The sequence below is a fragment of the Kribbella sp. NPDC058245 genome (assembly GCF_042882005.1).
Taxonomy (GTDB): Bacteria; Actinomycetota; Actinomycetes; order Propionibacteriales; family Kribbellaceae; genus Kribbella.
In genome coordinates this window covers 118900-141936 of the sequence record NZ_JBHVWY010000011.1, presented here as the reverse complement: position 1 = coordinate 141936, position 23037 = coordinate 118900, and the positions used below count along the sequence as shown (strand labels likewise).

Sequence of the window (23037 nt, the reverse complement as noted above, 5' to 3'; positions counted from 1 at the left end):
TTCGGCTGGGCCCGAGACAGGGGAGGGCGGTACCGATGCCGGAAAGGAGGTCGGCATCGGCGGCCGCATCGGCCCGGATCCGCGGCGCCGGATCCGGACCGGCTTGTGGGTGTCGCGTCAGCGGAAGACGCGGTACGACGACCAGCTCCCCGGCGGCGCACCGCCGTACGAGCCTGAGTCGCGCTCGTGGTGCAAAGGGTCAGGGTCCTCGGGTTCGGGCGCGGAGTGCAGGTCGGGCCACGGCCGCGCCGCCAGCGTCTCGCGCGGCGGCAACGTCAGCCCCGGATCAGGACCGGACTCCGGATCGATCCACTCGACCTCGGTCGCCCCGCCATGACCATGGATCGCGACCACGGACTCGATCCCGTCCCACACGGTCGTGGTCGGATAGTCGCCGTACCAGCGCAGCGCCACCGACCCGTCGGTGAACTGCACGCCCTCGGCAACAGGCCCGGTCCCACTCACCCCAGAAACATCATGGTGACGGATCAGCCGAAAACGACGGGAGCTCATTTCGGGGCAACCTCCCACAACCGCTCCCCCGGCAACGACCGGTACTGCCCCGGATCGGTCACCGGAATCGGATCGCTGGTCACCTTCAACCCCGCGAACCGCCGCGACATCGCCTCCGCATACCTCTCGGCCAACTCGGCCTCAGCACTGTAATCCGCGACGACATGGTCCCCGAACCACACCCGTACACGGCAACGTTGTGAACCAGACTCACCGGACATCTCAAGGCACCCGGCACATCATGGTTGTTCCCATCAGCGGCATCCAAGACCTACGGTTCACGTCGATCACTTCCACTTCCCTGTGGGGATGGGTTCACTGGTAGTGACGGACCCCGCAAAGCTTCATGACGCAATTCCCCAGATCTTTTTCAAACACCCCGTTCGAACCTTCATTCGAACCGCCCACCCGCCCAAGCCTCAAGGGCCATCGTCGTCGGCCAGTAGCCCGCCGTTCGCGTCCAGGCCGAGCACCTCGGCAACGCGTTGGACGGATGTCTCCAGATCCCCGTCCAGAGCCAGGAAGATCTCGTCGCTATCGGCCATCTGGCCGGCCGAGCACCCACGGGCGCCAGGCCTCCGCGTCTGGTTCATCGGGGCTGATCGGCTGCTCGAAGAAATGCGTCCCAGCTTCGGGCAGGTGGGCAGCAACCAGCGTGTCCAGGTTGGTCAGCAGAAGCATCGGCACGGATGGCCGGCGATCGATGAGCTTCTGGAAGATCAGATCGGCTTCGGCTCGTAGCGCCTCCCCACCGCCGCGCACCTGAACCTCGATCCCGTAGGCGTCCATCGCCTGAACCTCATCCGGCTCCGGATCCACCTCGGCAAAGCCATTCGGCTGAACCACCACACCGAGCCATTGGTCGACAGTCACCCCACGAGCCCTGAGCCGGACAACGTCCCCTTCTGCTGCCATCACCTCGGCACCGATGTCGTCCACCACCCATGCCGCGACCTCGGCCGGCGACCCGGAAACCGCCAGGAACACACTGTCAACGTCCGACATCATTGCTCCTTGTAGTAAGTGACGAGCCGTCCATCGCCAAGGATGACGTGGACGACGTCGGCAATAGTCTTACCTGGCTGGCCGACTGCCCGTCGATAGCCACGCCAGGCGTCGGCTTCCGAGAGGTCAACCCCTCGGCCGTCAATGACCACCTCGGCGGCCTGGTCACCGGCGTCACAGATGTTTCGCTTGATCGCACTCGTCTTGGCCGATCGCGGCGATTTGAACTCCACAATCACCCCACGATCCTCCGCATTCTTGCGGACCATCGCATCCGGATTGACGTCTCCCGTCGAATGGTCAGCCTTCCGTGCGTCGACACGCCACCCCTCGGCTGTCAGCCGGTCCGCAGTTCTCCGCTCGTGGGGCTTGAACACGCCGTCGGGATCGTGCGTACCTGGGGCGAAGTCGAGTTGCAGGGGGCGGAGGTCGAAGGCTGGGTCGAAGTCCGGTACGGCGGCTTTGAGCGGGGGGAGGTTGATGTCTACGACTATGGGGTGGGGCTTTTCGTCTTCGGGGTAGTCGAAGGTGGCTTCGATGGTGCTGGGGGTGATGGTGAAGGTGGCGTGGTCCCAGGACTGCTCGGCGGATTCGGCCATGGCTTCGAGGAGGTTCTTGATGGGTTCTTCGAGGTCGATCAGGAACTCGTGGTCGGCGAGGAGGCGCTCGTTGCGTTTCTCCTCCTCCTTCTCTTCCTTCTCGGTCTTCTCCTCGATCTCGAACTCGCCGGTTTCGGTGACGACGATCTCGACCTCGAGGGGTTCCTCGGGGTTCGGGTTCTGCTCGTCGTCCTTCTCGTGGTCCTTGCGGAACTTCTCGAAGGCTTTGCGGGCGACCACGATCAACGGGGGTTCGTTGTCATCGGCAACTTCTACGTCCTCGAAGGTCGCCGTGAGCCGCTTGGTGCGACCGCGAGTGTCACGCTCGACCACATCCCCCTTGCCCCCCGTAGCGCGGTTGCGATCGGCGGAGTCCGACGACAGGCGGTCCGTACCCGATCCGCCACCAACCAGCCGGTCGGCCCACAGCCGCGCCTTCGGCGGCGCCATCGACAGATAGTGCGCCGCCGCCTCACAGGCCCGTGCGGCAGCGTCCAGCTGATGCGCGGCCATAGTCGCACCGCCCTGCGCCGCTACCGCCGCGTTCTCACGGCAGCGGGCAGCTGTGCGCTGTAGGTGGTGCAGCACCCCCGGTACCTCGTCGAGGCACTCGACCAACCCACGCGCCACCCGCTGCAGGTCCGACGGCATGGGAGATCAGATCTGGTCGGCGTAGCTCTTGCATCCGGCCGAGGCGATCTCCAGAGCCTCGGCTGCCTGCTCCACGGCCTTGCCGGCCGCGTCCAGGATCTCGGAGATGTCCCGGTCCACCCCGGTCGCCGTACCCGCGATGAGGCTCTCGACCTGCTGGCTGTGCTGCGTGAAGCGCAGCTTGAAGCCGGCCAGCCCGCCCGCTGCCTGCTTGGCCTCCATCGAGACCTGAAACAGCTGTTCCTTGAGCCGCTGTACGTCGGACACCTGAACCCACTCCTATGTCAGTTGCGCTTCTTCGGCAGCACGATCGCCGTACCGGCCACGACCACCGGTACCAGGATCGCGAGCCACCAGGGCAGCCCGGCCGCCATCGCGACCACGACCACGACGGCACCGCCCCAGCCCCACCACCGCGCTCCAGGCAGCCTGGGCAGCCCGAGCATCCGCGATGCGGCCAGCATGGTGACCGCACCGATCGCTGCCGCCTCGACCCCGGCCAGGAACGTCGCGGTGATCCACACCAGCACGAACCCGACCAGCGTCAGGACGGCGCTGATCGTACGACGTTTGCGCCGCTCCTGAAGCGCACGCCCCTCAGCCCGGACTTCCTCGAGCTGATCGACCGCCTCACCCAGCTGCTTGGTGAGCCGAGCCGCAGCGGACTCCAGGTCGCTCAGACCGCGGATCTCCGGCGACGGGATGTTGATCCGACGCCCGTCAGCCGGCAGCCCAGCTCGCTGCAGGCTGACCGCAGCCTTCTCAGCGAGCGCGTTCAGCCTCTCCTCGACCTGCCTGCCGCGTTCGGCCATCGCAGCGGCCTCAGCCTGCGCTGCAGCCTCTGCGCGGGACTTGGTGGCGGTGAGCCGGTCCTGCGCCTGCTGAGCGTCCGTACGGGCACCTGCGACGATCCGCAGCGCGCGTGCGTACTCGGACCACTGCTGCTGTTCCGTCTTCATCGCCGTACCAACTCCACTGCACGCTCTACCTCGTCAGACCGCAAAGCCGCGAACGGTACGACGACCTGCGCCTCCGGATGCAGTCCGTCCCACAGCAGCGCGCGGTGCGGTTCCGAAGCCCACCGAACCAGCGGTCCACACACAGCCCGGACACCGTCCTGCGGATGCCGCAAGAACAGATGCGTGGCCACGTTCGCCCGTCCATAACCGAGGTGCTCAGTAGCTACGTGCAGTCTGTTCCACCAGCCGAACGTGATGAGCCCCTGCGCCGGACCGTCTCGGACGATGTCCTGCAGTGCGTTGGCCGGGCTCTCGAAGAACCCCTCCGCGTGCAGCTGCATCCGCGGCACCCCATGGAAGCCAAAGCCGAGCAGATAGGTCGGACCGCCGACTTGTCCGTCCCGAAGCGCGTTTCGCAACGCAAACAGCCGGGGACCGACCTCGTCGTGCTTGTCGACGGTCTCGACCTCACACCCGAGTGAGCGCAGCGCATGCACCAGTGCGCCCTTGCCGTCCGCAACAGCAGGCGATGAGTCGGTCCCGTCCATGAAGATGAATCGCGGCGGCTCCACCGCAGCCCCAGCAGTCGACAACGCCAACCCAGTCAGTACGCCGAGCGCATCCGCCGGGCTGTCGCCCAGAACCAGTACGCCGGCTCCCGGCTCGGGCCGCACCTCGACCTGCACCGGCTCTTCAGTCACTGCGATCGGCAGACCGATCCACGGCCGACCCAGCTCCGGCTTCACAGCAGCCGCCGTGTCGGTCAGGCGTGCTGGCTCTGCCAGGTGGAACACGCGCGGCGGGTGCACCGCCGTACCGGCTCGGCGCCATAGTTCACGCCGTAGGTCGTCCAGCACCGCCTTGTCCGCAAAACTGACCAGCACGTGCTGGTTGTCGTCAGGTGAGCCGAAGTTCGCGTTCAGCACTGCCTCACCGCGGAACTGCAGCTCAGCCGCCGCACTGTTCCCACTGCGCAGAATCGCCTGTGAATCGGCCGGAGTGGTCTTCAGAGCGATCCGGTACGGCACCTGGCCGAAGATCGAGTCCCGCCGCGTCGACAGCCGCTTGACCCCCTCGATCGTCTGAGTCGCCAGTACGACGTGAACGCCGTACGCGCGTCCCAGGCGCACCAACCGCTCCAGCAGCTTGGCTGCCTCGTCCGCCAGCTCGTCGTCGTCCTCAAGCAGCACCTGGAACTCGTCCAGGACCACGAGGATCCGCGGCGGCCGGTCCGGCCCCGGAGCCAGCTCAGCGATGTCCGCAACGTTGCCGTGCGCCTTGAAGATCTCGCTCCGCCGCGCCAGCTCGTCAGAGAGGTGCCGCAGTACGGCGAGACCGAACGCGCGGTCGCTGTGAATCCCCAGCACCCGCACATGCGGCAGCCAGTGCTCACGCTCTCCGGCCGGACCGAGCGCCGAGAACTCCACACCGTGCTTGAAGTCCAGCAAGTACATCTCTAGATCGACAGGGTCGTACCGCGCGGCCAGTCCGTGGATCAGCACGAGCAGCAGGTTCGACTTGCCCTGACCGACGGCGCCACCGACCAGCACATGCGGCAGCGCAGGGTTGCCGCTGCGCAACCGCACCAGCGCGGGCGTGCGATCGTCGTACCCGATCACTGTGCCGATCTCGTCCTTGACCGGCTGCCACCAGGTCGAGCGGTCCGGAAGTGTGCGCTCGAAGTCGATGGTCGGTAGGACTGCGATCTCGGCGAGCTCGGCGACCACGTCACAGATGCCTGCAGCAACGTTCGCATCGAAGGCCGGGTCCAGCTTGGCTGCCACCCCCGGCAGCGTCGCTGCCTCCACCTTGTCGCCGGTGACGACTACTGCGTCCAATAGCTCAAGCAGCTGCTTCGTATCGACATCACTCTCGGCCGGAGACGACGGGTCGTGATGGACGAGGAAGCAGATACCCCGCTCCCCCGCCGTCGCCGCAAGCCGCAGCAGATCGCGCTGTGCGAGCTGATCGATGCCGGAGGGGTAGTCGAACAGGACGACGAGCCGGTACGGATCGGTCACTCGGCCGGTCTCCCGGATGAGGTCCTCGAACCGCTTGTGCCCGAGCTGCGCCTGCCGGCTGGCGCGCAGCGACGACACGTCGACCAGTCCAGACAGCACCGCATGCAACTGCTCCGCGGTGTGGGTTGCCCTAGGCACCAATTGCGGGTACTTCGTGGTCAGGTGGCCGAGCAGACCCATGGTGCCGGTCAGCTTCGGGTCGAACGCGTCGATCCGCAACCGGAAGGGCTCTGCCGCCGCGACCAGCCTCAGTGCGACGCTCTGCAGCAGCCGGCGCGCGGACTCGTTCCGATCAGCGGTCACCTTCCAGCCGTTGGTCCGCAGCAGCGGCACGGCGACCGGCGTACCGGCGTCTAGCTCACCGATCCGGATGTACGGCGGGACTCCGGCGCCGACGAGTTGCCGAGACCGCCAGCGGGCGTCGTTCGGCGGGATCGAGGCCAGTCCGGGTGCTAGGCGGTGCGCGAGCAGGCGTGCGGCCGGCTCTGCCTCGGCCAGCGCCGCAGCGGTGTTCGCCTCGACCTGCGCGCGGGACTCGCGGCGCGCGATCGCAGTCTGCTCCTGGAGCTGCCGGTGCAACTGGACAGCCCGCTGGTGCTCGCCCTGGGTCAGCCGGCGCGCATGCTCCAGCAACTGCCCCAGTGCGTGCTGGAGGCCGCGGATCCGCGCCTCCAGAACCTCAGGTGCTTTGTCCCCGTCCCGCGCAGAGCGCACTGCATCTGATTCTCGCGCAGAGCGCACTGCATCTGATTCTCGCGCAGAGCGCGAAGCCACCTGGGGCGCAGTTTCCCCGTCAGGCTTCTCCGTCACGAGCACCGTCCTTCCACCTCTGCCCCGCGACACCTACTGCCTGGACAACTGTGTCACACCAGTAGTCCCAGTGGTCACTCCAGGCATCAGTAGTCTCACGCATCAGTCAGACGGGCTCAGTTGGGGGCGACGAGTTCCAGCTCGTACCCGTCCTCGTTGTGCAGGAATGCGGCGTAATGCTGCGGCCCGCCGGCGTACGGATGCCGGTCGGCGAACATCAGTGTCCAGCCGTTGGCAGCGGCCTCGGCGACGAGCGCGTCGAGCTCGGCGCGGGAGGCGACGTTCAGCGCGAGGTGGTTCATCCCGGGGCGGAGCCGGTCGTGGACGTCGGACGACATCGCCGGGCTCTGCTCGACCACGACGTAAGTGCCGTCGGAGGCGGTCCAGGTCATCCCGCCGGGCCAGCCGTCACCGTCCTTCCAGCCCAGCCGATTCAGTACCCAGCCCCAACTCTGCTGGGCCCGGATAAGGTTCGGGACCCAGATCTCGACGTGATGCACGGCAGCGACCATCGGAGCATTATCTGTGCTCGTCGAGATGGTTCGACACAGCCATCGAGATCGAGCCTGAAACGATCAGCCAGACCAGCGCCGCGACCATCCACAACCACCACTCGCGGCCCTGCGAGGCCTCGGCGACGCCCTTGCCGAACAGCCCGCCGGACGGTGCGAACACAGCCACCATCAGCACCCGCGCGATCGCCGTCTGCCTGGTCATTTCTTCATTGTCCGAGCCCGCCGGGAACCCTGCAGAAACCAGGGCGTTTCGCGCCGTTTCGGAACTTGTCCGTGGCAGGGTCTACCGTCTGCGGTGACAGTCAAGAGATCGGGGGATTTCGTGAGCAGCACCCGGATCGAGAGTACGGCGTACGGCGCGCCCGCCCTGGAGCGTTTGCACGCCGTCGTGACGCGGCTCAAGGCCGATGATCCGATGGCGCCTGTCACCCTGCTGCTGCCGAACAACCTGGCCGGTGTCGTCGCCCGCCGGGAGCTCGCGACGACCGGCATCGCGGGGTTGTTCCTCGCGACCCTCGAGCGATTGGCCGAGCAACTCGCCGCCGGTGTGTTGTCGCCACGGCGGCCGGCCACGCGCCCGATCGTCGCGGCGACCTGGCGGACCGCTTTGTCCAAGGCGCCGGGCATTTTCGAGGACGTCGCCGAGCATCCGTCCACCATCCAAGCGCTTGCGTCAGCCCATCGTGAGCTGCGCGATCTGACCGAGCCCGCCTTGGACAGAGTCGCCGCAGCCTCGGTCCTCGGCCCGGATCTGGTGCGGCTGCACCGCCAGATCGGGTCCGATCTCGGCACCGATTGGTACGACGAGACCGACCTGCTCCAGGCCGCTTCGGCCCGCGTCGACTCCGAGCCGGCGATCGTCCGCGAGCTCGGTGCGCTCGTGCTCTACCTGCCGCAGGAGCTCACCCAGGCCGAGGCCGCCTTCGTCGAGGCCCTCGGGGCCGCCGCGGCCGATCTGACGGTGATCGTGGGATTCACCGACGTACGGCGTGCCGATCGAGCAGTGCGGCGTTCGCTCGAGCGGATCGGTCTCGACCTGCCGACCTCGATCTCGCGGAACTATCCGGTCGCGACCGAAATCCTGAACGCGTCCGACGCCGACGACGAGATCCGTTGTGTCGTGCGGGACGTGGTCGCGTCGCTCAAGAAGACTCCCGCGCACCGGATCGCGGTGCTGTATTCGGCGATCACGCCGTACGCGCGGCTGCTGCACGAGCACCTCGCGGCCGCGGGGATCGCCGTCAACGGCCCGGGGACGCGGCCGGTGCATGAGCGGGCGATCGCGCGGACACTGCTCGAGGTGCTCGCGCTCGTCGATCAAGATCTGCCACGTGCCGATGTGTTCCGCGCCCTGGCGAACGCGCCGACGCGGGACTTCACCGGCGAACGCATCCCGGTGCCGCAGTGGGAGCGGATGTCGCGCGCGGCCGGTGTGGTGCGCGGTGATGACTGGGATACCCGGCTTGCTCGGTATGCGGAGTCGGAGCGCCGGACAGCCGATCAGGAGGAGGCTGCCGAGGATCCGCGTCCGGCCGCGATCCGGCGTGCGCGCGCCAACGCGGACCGAGCCGAGGCCCTGCATACCTTCGCCTCTGAACTGCGGCGACGGCTGCAGACTGTCGCCGGGCTGGAGAGCTGGTCGGCGTTGGCCGCGGGAGTTTTGGAGCTCTTCCAGGATCTGCTCGGGGACTACTCGGCCCTGCCGATCGAGGAGCAGTACGCCGCAGCCGCGGTCGAGGGGTCCTTGCGTGGGCTCTCCACGTTGGACGAGCTCGGGACACCAGCGAGCCTGTCCGTGCTGCGCGACGTGCTGGATCTGGAGTTGCAGCAATCACTGCCGCGCGTCGGCACCTTCGGGACCGGCGTACTGGTGGCTCCGCTGTCGGCAAGCGTCGGTCTGGCAGCTGACATCGTGTACGTCGTTGGGCTGTCCGAGGATCTCTATCCGGGGCGAGTGCATGAGGACGCGCTGCTGCCGCAACGGGTGCGTGAAGCAGCTGCTCCGGAGTTGGCGTCGTTCCGGGATCGGCTCGACGAGAAGCAACGGCATCTGCTGGTTGCGTTCTCGGCCGGTGCGAAGAAGGTGGTCGCGTCGTTCCCCCGGGGGGACCTGCGGCGATCGTCACGGCGCTTGCCGACGCGCTGGTTGCTCGGTTCGATGCGGGAGTTGAGTGGCGACCACGCGTTGGCCGCGACAGTTTGGGACCAGGGTGCTTATGGGGATCAGCTCCGGACCTCCGCGTCGTACGCGGGATCGTTGACGACGGCAACCATGCCGGCGAGTGAGCAGGAGTGGCAGGTGCGGTCCGCGGCGGCCGGTCTGTGGCTGAGCGATCGGGTGCTGGTGCGGGCTCGGGAGATGCTGCGGGGGCGCGGGTCGCTGGCGTTCACACGGTTCGACGGCGACCTGTCCGGCGTACCGGGGTTGCCGGAGTATGCGGTGGAGGATCGGATTGCCTCCCCGACCTCGTTGGAGGCCTATGCGACCTGTCCGCATGCCTACTTCGTCGAGCGGCTGCTTCAGGTGGAGCCGCTGGAGGCGCCGGAGGATTTGCTCGTCATCTCACCGATCCAGGTCGGGAACCTGATCCACAACAGCCTCGACGCCTTCGTGTCCCGGTTGGCGGGATCGCTTCCGGAGTACGGCGAGGGATGGTCGGCCGAGCAACGCCAACTGCTGCTCGCGATCGGGGCAGACCTGGCCGACCAGTTCGAAGCCGAGGGGCTGACCGGTCATCCGAGACTGTGGCAGCGGGAGCGGCTGCGGATTCTGGGCGACCTGATGGTGCTGCTGGGCGACGACGATCGGTGGCGTGCGTCGCGGGATGCTTCGGTGGTCGCCAGCGAGCTGCGGTTCGGGTTCGACGGGGAGCCGCCGGTGGAGATTCCGGTGCCGTCAGGGCGCGTATTGTTGCGCGGTTCTGCCGACAAGGTAGACCTCGGGCGGGACGGGACGATCTACGTCACCGATGTGAAGACAGGCGGCTTCTCGCGCTACGAAGGCATCGAGAGCGATCCGGTGGCTGGTGGGACCAAGCTCCAGTTGCCGGTCTACGCGTATGCGGCGCGCGCCCGGCTGGGTGAGGCGACGACCCCGGTCGAGGCGTCGTACTGGTTCGTCCGGCGCGGCGGCAAACGGATCCCGGTGCCGCTGACGCCCGAGGTCGAGGCCCGGTACGTCGAAACGCTGGACGTGATCGTGTCGTCGATCGCGAACGGGCTGTTCCCGCCGAAGGCGCCCGAGGTGCCGGACTTCTTGTGGGTGCAGTGCCCGTACTGCAACCCGGACGGGCTCGGGCACAGCGAGGTGCGGGCGCGCTGGGAGCGCAAGCGGCTCGATCCGACGCTGGAGCGATTGGTGCGGCTGATCGATCCGGTCGTCTACGAGGAGGCCGGCGATGAGTGAGCAACTGCTCGACGGGGCGGCCCGGGAGCGGATCCGGACCGACACCGACACGACACTGTTCGTCGAGGCCGGTGCCGGGTCCGGGAAGACTCATGCGCTGGTCGATCGGGTGACCACGCTGGTCCTGCGCGACGGCGTACCGCTGCGGACGATCGCTGCGGTCACGTTCACCGAGAAGGCCGGGGCGGAGCTGCGGGATCGGCTGCGGGTCGAGTTCGAGAAGGCGCGGAAGGGGCCGGCAGGGCCGCTGGCCGACGAGGCGCTCGACGATCTGGATTCAGCGTCGATCGGGACACTGCATGCGTTCGCGCAACAGTTGCTGCTCGCGCATCCGATCGAGGCCGGGCTGCCGCCACTGATCGACGTATTGGATGAGGTCGGCTCGTCGGTCGCGTTCGAGGAACGTTGGGCCGAGCTGCAGCAACGGTTGCTGGACGACGACTCGATCGCCGAGCCGCTGCTGCTCGCGATGGCGGTCGGGGTCGAGCTGAAGCACCTCCGGTCGCTGGCCCGGCTGTTCGGCAACGACTGGGACCTGATCGATGAGCACGTCCTGGTGGATCCGCCGGAGCTCGTGTCGATGCCGGACCTGACCGGGCTGATCGCTGCCGCCGCCCAACTCGGTGCGGCTGTCGATTCCTGCCGCGATTCCGAGGACCGGCTGCTGCCGAAGGTGCACACCATCCGGGAGCTCGGCGTCATGCTGGAGGCGGCGACCGACCAGGAGACGCAGCTTGCGTATCTGCAGGCGTTGCGTGGGCTGAAGGTCGGCAAGATCGGTCGCAAGGAGAACTGGCCGGACGTCGGGAAACTGCGCTCGGACTGTGCCGAGGTCGTGGAGGTGGCCGGCTCGCTGGTCGAGCTGCTTCTCGATGCTTGCCTTCGGCACCTTTCACACTGGATCGCGGAGCGGGTGCTGGAGTCGGCCGAGGTACGGCGAGGCGAGGGGCGGCTCGAGTTCCACGACCTGCTGGTGCTGGCGCGCAACCTGCTGCGGCGCGATGACTCCGTCCGTGCTGCGCTGCACGAGCGGTATGAGCGGCTGCTGCTGGATGAGTTCCAGGACACGGACCCGATCCAGATCGAGCTCGCGGTCCGGATCGCGGCCGGCGCGGACGGTGACGCTTCGGACTGGCAGGACGTCGAGGTCCCTGACGGTCGGCTGTTCGTGGTCGGCGACCCCAAGCAGTCGATCTACCGGTTCCGCCGGGCCAACATCGCGACATACCTGACCGCTCAGGACCTGCTCGGCGAGACGGTCACGCTAACGACCAACTTCCGCACGGTGCCGCCGATCCTCGATTGGATCAACCACGTCTTCACGACGCTGATCCAGCCGCAGGAAGGCGCTCAGCCCACGTACCACGCGCTGACGCCACATCGCACGACCACGCCCACTACAGCTCCGCCACCACCGGCTGCGCCGCTTCCCGCGGACGTCAGTCGCGACCCCGACGATGAGCTCACCCTCTTCGACTTCCTGGACGACTCCCCCGCGGAGCCGGAACCAGGGCCTGAGCTGGCGACGGTCCTGCCCTTCCGGCGCTCGACCGACGAAGGCCCACCGGAGCCCACGCCGGCGCCGTACGACGACTCTGTCTCCGGTCCCGCCGTCACCATCCTCGGCGCGACGCCACACGACGACCTTCCGCGTGCCCAGGCCTCGGTTCTTCGTGAACGCGAGGCGTCCGACGTCGCTGCGACCGTGGAGCAGGCTCTGCGCGACGGCTGGCTCGTGTACGACGAACGCACGTCGGCCTGGCGACCGGCGGCGGCCGGCGATATCGCCGTACTGGTTCCTGCGCGGACGTCGTTGCCGTTCCTCGAGGATGCACTGGATCGGGCCGACATCCCGTACCGGGCCGAGGCCAGCTCGCTCGTCTATCAGACCGCTGAGGTTCGCGATCTGCTCGCCTGTGCGCGAGCACTCGGTGACCCGAGCGATCAGCTAGCACTCGTCACGACTTTGCGCTCGCCGCTCTTCGGGTGTGGGGACGACGATCTCTTTACCTGGAAGCGTTCCGGCGGCTCGTTCACGCTGACCGCGCCGGTTTCCGACGACTTGCTGACGCATCCGATCGGCGAAGCGATGGACTGGCTGCGCCGCACGTACTACGCGTCGCGCTGGCTCACCCCGAGCGAGGTTCTCGCCAAGATCGTTGCCGACCGCCGGATGCTCGAGGTCGCTGCGATCGGACCGCGCGCCCGCGATACGTGGCGGCGGATCCGGTTCGTCGTCGATCAGGCCCGTGCCTGGTCGGAGGTTGAGCACGGCGGTCTGCGTTCGTACCTCGCCTGGGCTGCTCACCAGGGTGAGGAGGCTTCGCGCGTTGCCGAGGCCGTCCTGCCCGAGACCGACGCGGACGCCGTCCGGGTGATGACGATCCATGCCGCGAAGGGACTCGAGTTCCCGATCGTCATCCTGTCCGGCATGACCGCCGCGCCGAACCGGCAGCGCGGCGTCCAGGTCCTGTGGCCGCCGACCGGTGGTTATGCGGTGAAGCTCAAGGCTTCGGTCCAGACCGAGGACTTCGATCTCGTCCAACCGGTCGATGAGCAGATGGACGACTACGAACGCCGCCGCCTTTTGTACGTCGCCGCTACCCGTGCCCGCGACCATCTCGTCGTCTCGCTGCACCGATCGGGTACGCGTCGCCATTCCAGCAATGCCGAGATGTTCGCCTCTGCCGGTGCCGCGGAGTTGCCGGGGATCACTCTCTTCGACGGTCCGCCGCCGGCCGACCGCGACCCGCGGTCCACGTCGGACGTCACGCCGCCGATGAGTCGGCGCGACTGGGACGAACAGATCACCGCGGCCCGGCAGGCCAGCCGTCGCCCGTCGGCCCGCAGCGCCTCGGGTCTCGAAGGCACGGGACCGGAGACCGCCTTGCCCGGCGCGTCCGAGGTCGAGCCCGGCTCGGCCAAGGCACCGCGCGATCTCGAGCTGCCGCCATGGTCGAAGGGCCGGTACGGAACCGCGATCGGTCGCGCGGTCCACGGCGTACTGCAGGTCGTCGATCTCTCCACCGGCGCCGGTCTCGAGTCCGCCGTGTCGAGTCAGTGTCTCGCCGAAGGCGTCCTCGAGTACGCCGATGTCGTGACTGCGCTGGTTCGTTCCGCCCTCGCTGCAGATGTCGTGCAACGAGCTGCGGCCCGCGACCACTGGCGCGAGTCGTATGTCGGCACGGTGCAACCCGATGGCACGGTCCTCGAAGGCTTCGTCGACCTCATCTACCGCGAGGACGACGGTCGCCTGACGGTCGTCGACTACAAGACCGACGCCATCCCGGCGGCCGCGTTGGACAGTCGTGTCGCCTACTACGCTCCCCAGTTGCAGGCGTACACGGAGATCCTGCCCAACACCGGCCCACCGGTCCTGCTGTTCCTCAATCCAGCCGGCGCAGTCGCCCGTCAGTTGTCCTAGGCAACCAGTCGGATCGCGAGCACCACGATCACCACGCTGGAGACCAGCGCGGTGATCAGCCGTCCCACATGCCCGGTCAGCACACGTCCGAGCAGCACACCACCACCGGCCAACAGCAGTTGCCAACTCGCCGACGCCAAGAAAGCAGCAGTCACGAACACGGCCAACTGCGCAGTCGATCTGCTTCCAGAGCCGCCGAGTACCAGCGCCGCGAAGTAGATCACCGTCATCGGGCTGAGCAGGGTCATCCCGAGCATCCCCAGGTACGCCGTGCGCCCGCGAACCGGAGTCTCCCGAGTGACGCCGGTCAACCGGCGCGTCCGGTACCGTCGTACGCCGGTGATCGCGCCGATCACCGCGAGCCCGATGAGGACCACCACGGAGACCCAACGCAACGGCACCACGATCGGAACGAGGAGCGGAGCCAACGCCGTACCGGCCACGGCTGCGACCAGCGCGTAGATCCCGTCCGCCGATGCGATGCCGAGAGCTGCGCACGCTCCCACTCGCACCGAGCTTCGTGCACTCAGGCCGACCAAGTAGGTCCCCACGGGCCCAACAGGTACTGCGATTCCGTACCCGGCGAGCACCCCGGCGACCACCACCTCCATCACGACTGGAGGCGGCTAGACCTCCAGCCACGACCGGCCTGCTGCTGAGCCCGCGCCGCCACGTCGGCAACCGGTCTCGTCAGCAACATTCCAGAGGTCGTAGTCATACCCTCATCATGCGAACCGCCCTGCCGTCCCTCAACTCATTTACCCGAAGGAGCCCTTGCTGGACACGAGCGGCTGCCATGTCGTCGCCGTGCTCTAACGTCATTCCATGACCTCGGCCCCGTACCGCCAGATCCGCGCGCTGTTCGACGACGACACCATCGCCGTCTACCAGGCCTATGCGCCCGAGATCGCCTTGCCGGCCCTTGCCGCAGGCACCTTCGTCGCGCCCTTCGGCTTCTCTCGCATGACCTGGATCAAGCCCTCGTTCCTCTGGATGGCCTACCGCTCCGGCTGGGCCACCAAACCCGGCCAAACCCACGTCCTGCGCATCCACCTCAAACGCTCCGGCTTCGAGTGGGCCCTCGCCAACAGCACCCTCTCCCACTACGACCCCGCCTACCACAGCTCCGAAGAGGCCTGGCACGAAACCCTCGCCGCCTCCCCCGTCCGCATCCAATGGGACCCCGAACAGACCCTCACCCTCACGCCCCAACCCAAGGTCCGCTCCCTCCAACTAGGCCTCTCCGGCCCAGCCGTCACCCACTACGTCGACGACTGGATCACCCGCATCGAAGACGCCACCCCCGAAATGCACCACATCCACACCCTCGCGAAGTCCGATCCCGCCACAGCCCAGGCAGCCCTCCCCCAGGAACTCCCTTACCCCCTCACTCCAGCCCTCGCCGCCCACCTCGGCGCCAGCGACTGAGCTCTTGGCTATCCCGAGATCGCGTCCAGGATCGCGGCCTCGACAGGGCTCGCCGTACTGCGGTCTGTCAGTGCGAAGGGTTCCAGGAGCAGAACTCCTGGCTGGCCGATCATCCGGGGGCTGGTACCGCGGTGCGGCCAGGAGGCTGCGTGGACAAGGAACGGGTGGCACAGGTAGACGTCACCAGCGGAGCCTGTCGCCTCGGCCACAGGACGGTCCGCGCTTGCCGCGACGATCGGCGGACCCGACTCAGCCGACGTCAGTCCGTCATCGCCTGCCGTAGCCAGGACCCGCGCAGCGTCGGCATGCGAGCCGACCCGGATCCGGGTCGGCGCATCGTCGGTGCCCACATCGGTGAGCAGGAAGAGCGAGAGCAGACCGCGATCGCGGCTCCGGACATTCGCCCGCCAATCGATGCCATCGTCGGAGTAGCTGGTCTCGATGTGCCACCCGGAGTCCCCCGGATCAGCGGCATGCGGGAACCGAACGGGAATCGTTCCGCCCATTCCTTCACGCTTCCACCACTTGTCCGGACCGATCAGCTGGTCGTACGCCTCCCACAGCGGACCCGCCGTACCCGCCTCGGCGAACGGCCGCCCCTGGTCGCCCTCCTCAGGACAGAGGGTCCGCTCGACGGGCGTCTTCCAGGACCCAGCATCAGCTCTACTGATGCCACGCTCCTCCAGTTCTTCCCAGACCACATCCACACACGCGTCCATCACCGGCCGCGGCACGGCTCCGCGTACGACGACGAATCCATCCCGCACGAACGACGCGACCTCGGCATCCGTCAACATGCCGAGCAGCCTTCGCTACCCGCCAACCAGGGTCAACAGGGTTTCGACGCAGCCAACTTCACCCGTCTGGCTCGAACTCAACCAGATCTTCTACCGCCCGCCGCAACCAGTCATAGAACGACGGCAGCGTTTCCCTCAATTCGTAACCTGGATCAGCGAAATCATGAATGAGTAGGACTTCCGGGCTTCCAACAGTCCAACACGCAACATCGTCGTTGTCCTGACGCCGCGCGAACGGAACCAGGCCCCGCCCCGGATACCGATCTCCCAAGCCTCGATATTGGAAGTAGAGCAGCTCCCCGCTCAACACCTGCCAGGGCTCAAAGTCAACCAGCCCCAGCCCAACCACCCGCACAAACGACGCCGGATACGTGAAACCCATCGGCAGGTCCGCCTGCCCAATCAAGCTCACCACCGGCTCACCCATCAAACCGGCCCCTCACCGCCGGCCGACCGATCGAACCATGGCCTCCCGTCAGCGACCCATTCAGCGCGATACTCCTCGAACGAGACCGGCTCCGCAGTCCCCGGATTGTCGTCGTTCCCGAACTCGAACCCGCACCGCGGACAAACCTCATACGAAGGTGCACCCAACATCGACTCATACGGGGGGCCCAAGTCAGCGCTGTCGGCAGGAGGCCACAGGGCATAGGGCTTCACCGACAGGTAGCTTTCTCCGCACACCGGACACGCGTACATCGATCTATCCTGCCTGGTAAGGAGCGTCGCGAGGTCGAAACGTCCCATCATCCAGAGCAACAACATGTTGCCGTTCCGCACCTGGGTTCACCTTGCTTCATCCTCAAGCACGGCGGTTCGTGGCAGGGTCCACATACGTCCGGCCAAGCCGTCTACTCCGCATCAGCAAGACCGTGCGCATACCGTCTGAGCGCCAAGAGCCGCTCATCACTGACGGGGGACAACGGCAGATCAGGATTCAGCGGGCACTCGAACTCGCCATCGGACGTCATCCACGCCAGGACACCACCGGAGGTGAACTCCGGATCGAACAAGTCCGGCGGATCGCTGAACGGAAAGCCCTCGGCAGCCACCCAGGCGACCTGACAACCTGTCGCAATCACTCCCTCGAGGGTCCTTCGCACGGCTCGCTCGAACCGGCGGCCGGTCGGCCACACGAGCACTGGAAGATCCCAGATCGGAACCTCCCATGCGACGCCATGCAGGACATACAGTTTGGTCTCCGGGCGCCCCGGCCATTCGTCGGACGGCAAGACAAAAGAACCCAGGCTGCCCCGTGCAACGAGCCCGTAGAACGACATCCCCGGAACCTCTTCACCACCGAAGATGACGACCAGCGCATCTCGCGCAAGACGCTCGATCACTTCAACCCCCACATCTTCAACTGGTTCTCTGTCGGCACAGTCGCCACAGGAGGAGGGCCAGCAGTCGCCGGGGGTGGGTCATGGGCGCCTCCGTTCGGTGGTGGTTCTGTCACGGAGAGTTTATGGAGTTTGGGGGGTGTTGTGGCACGGTCGATTACAGGTTGTGGATAAGTCGGGCGACCCAGGCGTGTGGATGAGCGCCGGGTCGCCTACGATCTGCGGAAACGCTGTGAGGGAATCGCTCGGATGATGGCTCGTCTGCTGGCGGGTCTGCCACAAAGAGTGTGAGGGTGTGGCCATGAACATCGGTACTCGGAAGATCGTCGTCGACGAGGCGATCGCCCAGCTGCGGATCTATGCCGAGGGCAACGGCGCCGTACTGCGGTACTACGACGGCCTGCCGGGGATGACGAATGTCGGTGGCGCCGACCCGAACCGGGTGACGCTGGAGGACCTGGCGCGCACCATGGTGATCGGTGCGGACCTGCGGGCGCTGGACATCCCGTGGCTGCTCGAGGTGGATGCGGAGAAGGAGTTCGCCGCGGTGCCGGTCGATGCGCGGCTGGAGGACGCTGCGCCTGGGACTGCGCTGTTCGATGCGGCCATGGCGCTCGACGAGGTGTTCTCGGGGCACCGGGGCTTCGGGCAGGCGAAGAAGTCCAAGCTGCTGCACCTGAAGCGCCCGTTTCTCTTCCCTGTCAGCGACAGCTTCATCCGCATGACGTACACGAACGCCTCTGCTGGTGCTGAGCTTCTGGGCGCAGTGCACGCCGACTTGGTGAATCCGGCCAACGTGCGCGACTTCAAGCTGCTGCAGGTCCGTCTGAACGCCGAGCCGCCCACGTCGGCGGCCCGGCTGCTCGGTGAGGCTCCTACGCTTCGCCTGCTCGACATCCTCGCCTCACTGCTCGGTGAGGCGAAGTAGTCCGCTACATGACGCCGAGTCGAGCCAGTGGCTCGACCAGCTCACGTTCCTCGTAGGACAGGTGTGAGAGCAGCGTGTCGTCCAGGAGGTCGACCGCTGCACGCAGTCCGTCGATAGTGCCGGACCCGTCCACCAGCGCCACCAGCGCCTTGTCCACGCCCTCGAGTACGTCGTGGATGACGAGGTGCTCCTCCTGCAGCCGGTTCACGACCGGTACCAGCGCAGGGTCGGCCCGGCGCAGCTGCGGGAACAGCGACGCGTCCTCGATCGAGTGATGCGTGGTGACGAGCCGGCAGTACGACTCGCAGTACGTGCCGAGCGTCCAGTTGTTCTGCCGCATGGTCATCGTGTTGATGTGTGAGCGCGCCTGACCGATGCCCATCGAACCAGCCGCGACCTGCTCGACCAGATCGTGGATCTGCTCGAGCTCCGAGCGCAGATGGTCGTGTACGTCGATCAAGTGCTGCCCCGACGACAGCTGGTACGGCGTATACGTGCGCGACGGGTCCAGCGCCGGCCCGGTAGGTCGCTCCGACTCGTCCAGCACCTGTACGGCGCTCCGTCGTACAGCAGGCGGTGGAGTCGGCACGACGGCGAACCCGGACGACTGTGGTGTCGCCTGGGCGACGACTGCGGTCCCGTTCCGCGCGGCCTCGACCGCCTCGCGAACACCTTCCGCGACCTCGGCGAAGCGGCGGATATCGGTCGGGTCGTCAGAAGCGAGGATGTAGGTGCTCATCCCCTCGCCCAGCGTCAGCTCGGTGAGCTGCTCGATCCACACCTGCTCCGGCCCCTGCAGGAACCCACCGGTGCCGGAGAAGTGCCCAGAGAGGTTGTACAGACGCCGCACTGAGGCCGGGTCGCGTCCTGCTTCGACAGCCGCCTCGTCGATCAGCTTGTTCATCGCGCCGAGCTGGTCCGGTCCGACGTACCCGCTGCTGGGGAGCCAACCGTCGGCCAGGCGGCCGGTGACGGCAAGCATGCGTGGCTTGTAGGCGCCCAACCAGATCTGCACGTCGTGAGCAGGCTGTGGGCCGCGCTTCGCACCAGCGACCGTGTAGTGCTTGCCGGGAAGCTTGATGCCGCCGCCTGTCGGCGTCCAGACCTCGCGGATGATGGCAATGGCCTCTTCCAGGGCTGTGATGCTCTCACCCGCGGTGAGGTGCGGTCCGCCGTTGGCCGCGACAGCCTCCAGGAAGCCGCCGGCACCGAGGCCCAGCTCCACCCGGCCGCCAGTGATCTGGTCCAGGGTGGCCACGCTGCGCGCCAGCACCACCGGATGCCGCAGTGGCAGGTTGGCGACGTTCGTGGTGACCTTGATGCGCTGGGTCTGCGCTGCGACGACAGACAGCAGCGTCCAGGCGTCCATCAGGCGTGGCTGGTAGGGATGATCCTGGAAGCTCACCAGGTCCAGCCCGACCTGCTCGGTCAGCTGCGCCAGTGCGATCACGCGCCCCGGGTCGTCGATCCCGGGGGTCAGGAAGGTCCCGAAGACCAGATCGTGGCCATAGTCCATGAGCACCAAACTACTTGGCCTAGCAAATAATCTCAAACACAGAACATCTACACAGAGAGCAGATCGACGGCCTGCCGCAGTGTGAGCGCGCGGCCGCGTTCGAACGCCGCGTCGTAGCCGGTACCGAGAGCACTCCGCGCCGCTTCAACGGCCCGTGCGAGGTCCTCGACTTCGGTGGACGCGATCAGGTGCTGCCCGGCCGCTCGAGTGGCTGACGCCGCTCCGAGGAGCTGCGCGGCAACGTTCTTGTCCTCGACACACGCAGCCATCCCCTCGAGTGCCAGACACATGCTGCGGACGGAGTCGTGAGTCTCGGAGACCTCGAAGGACTCCTTGTGGAGGTCGAGAGCCGCAGCCGCGTCGCCCTGCAGCTCCAGCACGAAGCCGAGCTCAGCCAGCACCATCGACAGGTAGAGCACCGGCTCGCTCTGCGCGCGGGCTGCAGCGAGCAGCGTCCTCAGCCGGCGCTCTGCATCGCCGAGGTCACCGATCCGGCGAGCTCCGAAGGCCAACACGATCTCAGCCAAGGCCTGCAACGGCCGCTGACCTTGGTCGATCGCTAGCCGCAGTGCACGCTCGCCATGCGCACAGGCAGCCGAGTAGTCACCTCGTCTGATCTCAGTCCATCCCAGCATGCCCAGGGCTCCGGCTACGTCTGGCCACAATCCAAGCGTCTCCGCAAGCTGCACACACTCACCGTGCAGGCGTGCGGCTTCCTCGAAGTCACCATCCAGCTCAGCGGCTGCACCAAGCCAGCTTGTCGCCTGGAGCTCGCCCCACGCATCACCCAAGGCACGAAAGCTTCGCGTGCTCTCCTCTGCGTCAGCTCGCAGCGCCTTCACGTCGGACCGCAGGTGTGCGTGCTTGGCACGCGCCAAGAGCGCTGCAGCAACTCCCCACCGATCACTGGCGGACTCGAAAGCCTTCTGGCATCGCTCCAGCAGAGCCTCACCCATCACAAGTTCACCGACATCAACGCTGGTGAATGCGACCCACCACTGCCCGCGCGCATCAGCCGCCTCCGACCAGCGCTCCCACTCGGCACCTGCTCGGCGATCCGCCTGCAAATAGAGGAAGCCAGTCCGCCAGACACCTGCGCGCGCTGACTCCGGTACGGCGTCCAGCGAGCGAACCGCCTCCGCAGTACGGCCCCGCAGGAACCAGAACCACGCCAGCGCGTCGACAAGTCGCTCAGCCAGGTCGGACTGCCCAGTGGCCACAGCCCGATCGAGTGCTGTCCTCAGGTTCGCCGCATCCGCATCCAGGAGACGCAGCCACCGGCTCTGCTCGGCACCGAAGAGCTGGGCCGACTCCGCCAGTGCCACGTAATACTCGAGGTGCCGTTGCTGCGCTGACTCCAGTTCGCCGGCCGCACGCAGCTTCTCGATGCAGTACGCCGCCACTGACTCCAGCAACCGGTACCGCGGTCCGTCGACACCATGCACCGGTACGACGAGCGACCTGTCGACAAGTCGAACCAGAACCTCCAGTACGTCGATCGCCGGCTCAGCACACACTTCGGCCGCGGCATCCGCCGTACTGCCATCAGCGTGAACAGCGAGGAGTCGCAGCACGACCTGCTCGTCGGGGGCGAGCAACTCCCAGCTCCAGTCGATCATCGCCTGCAGAGTCTGCTGACGCGGCGCAGCACCACGATGCCCGGTCGCCAGCAGCCGGAACCGGTCATCCAGTCGAGCGACTAAGCCCTGGATGCCCAGCGCACGCACGCGAGTGGCAGCGAGTTCCAGAGCGAGTGGGATGCCGTCCAGCCGCCGACACAGCACAGCAACGTCAGCAAGGTTGTCTGCGCTCAGCGCGAAGTCTTGCGATGCTGCGGCTGCCCGAGCGACAAACAGCTGGACCGCACTGCAGTCTGCCGCCGCACCTGGCTCCAGGCCGGCCGACGGGATCTCCAGCGGCGGCACGGTCCACACCACCTCGCCTGCGAGGTTGAGCGGCTCACGGCTGGTCGCCAGCACACGCAGGTCCGGTGCGGCAGCCAGCAGCTCGTCTGCCAGGTCTGCAACCTCAGCGATCACCTGCTCGCAGTTGTCGAGCAGGAGCAGTCGAGAGCCCATGACAGCTGCCAGCCGCTCCACTGCGGTCTCAGCCGGACCACTGCTGTCTCGCAGATCCAGCGCAGCCTGTACGGCGTCTGTGAGCGCGTCGCGCACCGAGAGCGCTGCCGGTGTGACGGCGGTCAGCTCGACGAGGACAACGCCGTCCGCGAACCGGTCCGCCACCGAAGCCGCCGTGGCCAGCGCCAGTCGCGTCTTGCCCACTCCACCTGGCCCGGTCAGCGTCACCAGCCTCGACGACGCGAGTGCGGCACTGACGTCATCGACCGCGTTCGACCGACCAATTAGGTCGGTCCGCTGAGCAGGCAGATTGCTGCGCGCATGCGGCAGCTCCTGCGTCAGGATCGACTGCTGCAACGCGACCAGCGGCGGACTCGGATCCAGCCCGAGCTCGTCGGCCAACAGCTGTCTCAGCTCCTCGTAGCTCTCAAGAGCCTCGCTCTGCCGACCAGCTCGGTACAGCGCACGCATCTGGGCCGCGCGCAGCCCCTCACGTAACGGATGCTCAGCCACCAGCGCAGACAGCTCACCGACCGGCACATCTGCACGCTCCAGAGCCGTCAAGCGCTGCTCTGTCAGTCGCGCGATCGCAGTCTCCACAAACGCCTCGTCGGCGAAGTCCGCGTACGCCGGTCCGCGCCACAGTCCCAGCGCTTCATCCAGCTCGCCCTGCGAGACCCGGTCCGCGAACGCCAGCGCGTCGTACGACGTCTTGTCGACGGCGATCGAGTAGCCGGCCGGGCCGGAGCGCACGAGGTTCCGGCTGCCGGGCTCGGCGTCCTCGAACGCACGACGCAGCTGAGAGACCTTGGCCGACAGCGTCCCGGCTGGGTTGCCCGGGAGCTGTGTTCCCCACAGGTGGTCGATCAGACGGTCAGCCGGGACCGGGCGGCCCTCGTGGACGAGCAGGTCGGCCAGGAGCGCACGAACCTTGAGCCCTTGGATCGTCACGGGCTCCCCCGCGTCGGTCCAGGCCGTGACCGGTCCTAGTACGCCGAAACGCATGGCCGCACCCTATCTTTCCGCCGCCTGCCCTCCGCACCGGAA

General features: G+C 67.1%; 20 protein-coding genes. 4 read left to right on the top strand and 16 right to left on the bottom strand.

From position 1 onward, the window contains the following. Positions 1-117: 117 nt before the first annotated feature. The 10 genes from ACFVWG_RS25215 to ACFVWG_RS25170 all read right to left on the bottom strand — a co-directional run bounded on the left by ACFVWG_RS25215 (position 118) and on the right by ACFVWG_RS25170 (position 7275). Positions 118-465, bottom strand: coding sequence for a hypothetical protein (locus tag ACFVWG_RS25215; protein WP_391545854.1), 348 nt, complete (start codon positions 463-465; stop codon positions 118-120). A 44-nt stretch (positions 466-509) separates the two neighbouring features. Continuing rightward, positions 510-695: a hypothetical protein gene (locus ACFVWG_RS25210; RefSeq protein ID WP_391545853.1), complete on the bottom strand. Its 186-nt coding sequence runs from the start codon at positions 693-695 to the stop codon at positions 510-512. Positions 696-932: 237 nt separating this feature from the next. Continuing rightward, entirely contained in the window at positions 933-1058 is a 126-nt protein-coding gene (locus ACFVWG_RS25205; protein WP_391545852.1) for a hypothetical protein, read from the bottom strand. Then, positions 1048-1518, bottom strand: coding sequence for a hypothetical protein (locus ACFVWG_RS25200; protein ID WP_391545851.1), 471 nt, complete (start codon positions 1516-1518; stop codon positions 1048-1050). Before ACFVWG_RS25200 ends, ACFVWG_RS25205 begins: the two co-directional genes overlap by 11 nt. Continuing rightward, positions 1518-2768: a hypothetical protein gene (locus ACFVWG_RS25195; protein WP_391545850.1), complete on the bottom strand. Its 1251-nt coding sequence runs from the start codon at positions 2766-2768 to the stop codon at positions 1518-1520. The genes ACFVWG_RS25200 and ACFVWG_RS25195 overlap by 1 nt, the downstream gene beginning before the upstream one ends. 6 nt (positions 2769-2774) lie before the next feature. Beyond that, positions 2775-3035 (bottom strand): hypothetical protein, encoded by a 261-nt coding sequence (locus ACFVWG_RS25190; RefSeq protein WP_132414728.1) that lies wholly within the window; start codon positions 3033-3035, stop codon positions 2775-2777. A 17-nt stretch (positions 3036-3052) separates the two neighbouring features. Continuing rightward, positions 3053-3727, bottom strand: a complete 675-nt coding sequence (locus ACFVWG_RS25185) for a hypothetical protein (protein ID WP_391545849.1) — start codon at positions 3725-3727, stop codon at positions 3053-3055. Continuing rightward, on the bottom strand, positions 3724-6462 hold the full coding sequence (locus ACFVWG_RS25180; protein ID WP_391545848.1) for an FtsK/SpoIIIE domain-containing protein: 2739 nt from the start codon (positions 6460-6462) through the stop codon (positions 3724-3726). Before ACFVWG_RS25180 ends, ACFVWG_RS25185 begins: the two co-directional genes overlap by 4 nt. Positions 6463-6674: 212 nt before the next feature. Further along, the gene (locus ACFVWG_RS25175) at positions 6675-7070 is read right to left on the bottom strand and encodes a VOC family protein (protein WP_391545847.1); all 396 of its coding nucleotides are present in this window, start codon (positions 7068-7070) and stop codon (positions 6675-6677) included. A 7-nt stretch (positions 7071-7077) separates the two neighbouring features. After that, complete coding sequence (locus ACFVWG_RS25170) at positions 7078-7275, bottom strand: hypothetical protein (RefSeq protein ID WP_391545846.1); 198 nt, start codon at positions 7273-7275, stop codon at positions 7078-7080. A 120-nt stretch (positions 7276-7395) separates the two neighbouring features. Between ACFVWG_RS25170 and ACFVWG_RS25165 the strand changes: the two genes are divergently transcribed. Both ACFVWG_RS25165 and ACFVWG_RS25160 read left to right on the top strand, forming a co-directional pair. After that, positions 7396-10479: a PD-(D/E)XK nuclease family protein gene (locus ACFVWG_RS25165; protein ID WP_391545845.1), complete on the top strand. Its 3084-nt coding sequence runs from the start codon at positions 7396-7398 to the stop codon at positions 10477-10479. Then, positions 10472-13903, top strand: coding sequence for a UvrD-helicase domain-containing protein (locus ACFVWG_RS25160; RefSeq protein ID WP_391545844.1), 3432 nt, complete (start codon positions 10472-10474; stop codon positions 13901-13903). Before ACFVWG_RS25165 ends, ACFVWG_RS25160 begins: the two co-directional genes overlap by 8 nt. Here ACFVWG_RS25160 and ACFVWG_RS25155 read toward each other — a convergent pair. After that, on the bottom strand, positions 13900-14514 hold the full coding sequence (locus ACFVWG_RS25155; RefSeq protein ID WP_391546019.1) for a LysE family transporter: 615 nt from the start codon (positions 14512-14514) through the stop codon (positions 13900-13902). The two genes, ACFVWG_RS25160 and ACFVWG_RS25155, sit on opposite strands and share 4 nt — an antisense overlap. Before the next feature lie 214 nt (positions 14515-14728). On the opposite strand from ACFVWG_RS25155, the gene ACFVWG_RS25150 reads away from it, so the two are divergent. Then, the gene (locus ACFVWG_RS25150) at positions 14729-15331 is read left to right on the top strand and encodes a DUF4291 domain-containing protein (RefSeq protein WP_391545843.1); all 603 of its coding nucleotides are present in this window, start codon (positions 14729-14731) and stop codon (positions 15329-15331) included. A gap of 8 nt (positions 15332-15339) precedes the next feature. On the opposite strand, the gene ACFVWG_RS25145 is transcribed toward ACFVWG_RS25150, so the two are convergent. The 3 genes from ACFVWG_RS25145 to ACFVWG_RS25135 form a co-directional block, all read right to left on the bottom strand. Then, positions 15340-16128 carry a phytanoyl-CoA dioxygenase family protein gene (locus ACFVWG_RS25145; protein WP_391545842.1) on the bottom strand — a complete coding sequence of 263 codons (789 nt, stop codon included), beginning with the start codon at positions 16126-16128 and terminating at the stop codon, positions 15340-15342. A 58-nt stretch (positions 16129-16186) separates the two neighbouring features. Beyond that, entirely contained in the window at positions 16187-16555 is a 369-nt protein-coding gene (locus ACFVWG_RS25140; RefSeq protein ID WP_391545841.1) for a hypothetical protein, read from the bottom strand. 424 nt (positions 16556-16979) lie between these two features. Next, positions 16980-17471: a hypothetical protein gene (locus ACFVWG_RS25135; protein ID WP_391545840.1), complete on the bottom strand. Its 492-nt coding sequence runs from the start codon at positions 17469-17471 to the stop codon at positions 16980-16982. Positions 17472-17769: 298 nt separating this feature from the next. On the opposite strand from ACFVWG_RS25135, the gene ACFVWG_RS25130 reads away from it, so the two are divergent. Next, positions 17770-18396 carry a DUF6308 family protein gene (locus ACFVWG_RS25130; RefSeq protein WP_391545839.1) on the top strand — a complete coding sequence of 209 codons (627 nt, stop codon included), beginning with the start codon at positions 17770-17772 and terminating at the stop codon, positions 18394-18396. Between the two features lie 4 nt (positions 18397-18400). Here the strand turns inward: ACFVWG_RS25130 and ACFVWG_RS25125 are convergent, their stop codons facing one another. Both ACFVWG_RS25125 and ACFVWG_RS25120 read right to left on the bottom strand, forming a co-directional pair. Continuing rightward, positions 18401-19912 (bottom strand): LLM class flavin-dependent oxidoreductase, encoded by a 1512-nt coding sequence (locus ACFVWG_RS25125; protein WP_391545838.1) that lies wholly within the window; start codon positions 19910-19912, stop codon positions 18401-18403. Positions 19913-19959: 47 nt separating this feature from the next. Next, entirely contained in the window at positions 19960-22995 is a 3036-nt protein-coding gene (locus ACFVWG_RS25120; protein WP_391545837.1) for a BTAD domain-containing putative transcriptional regulator, read from the bottom strand. Between the last annotated feature and the right edge of the window lie 42 nt (positions 22996-23037).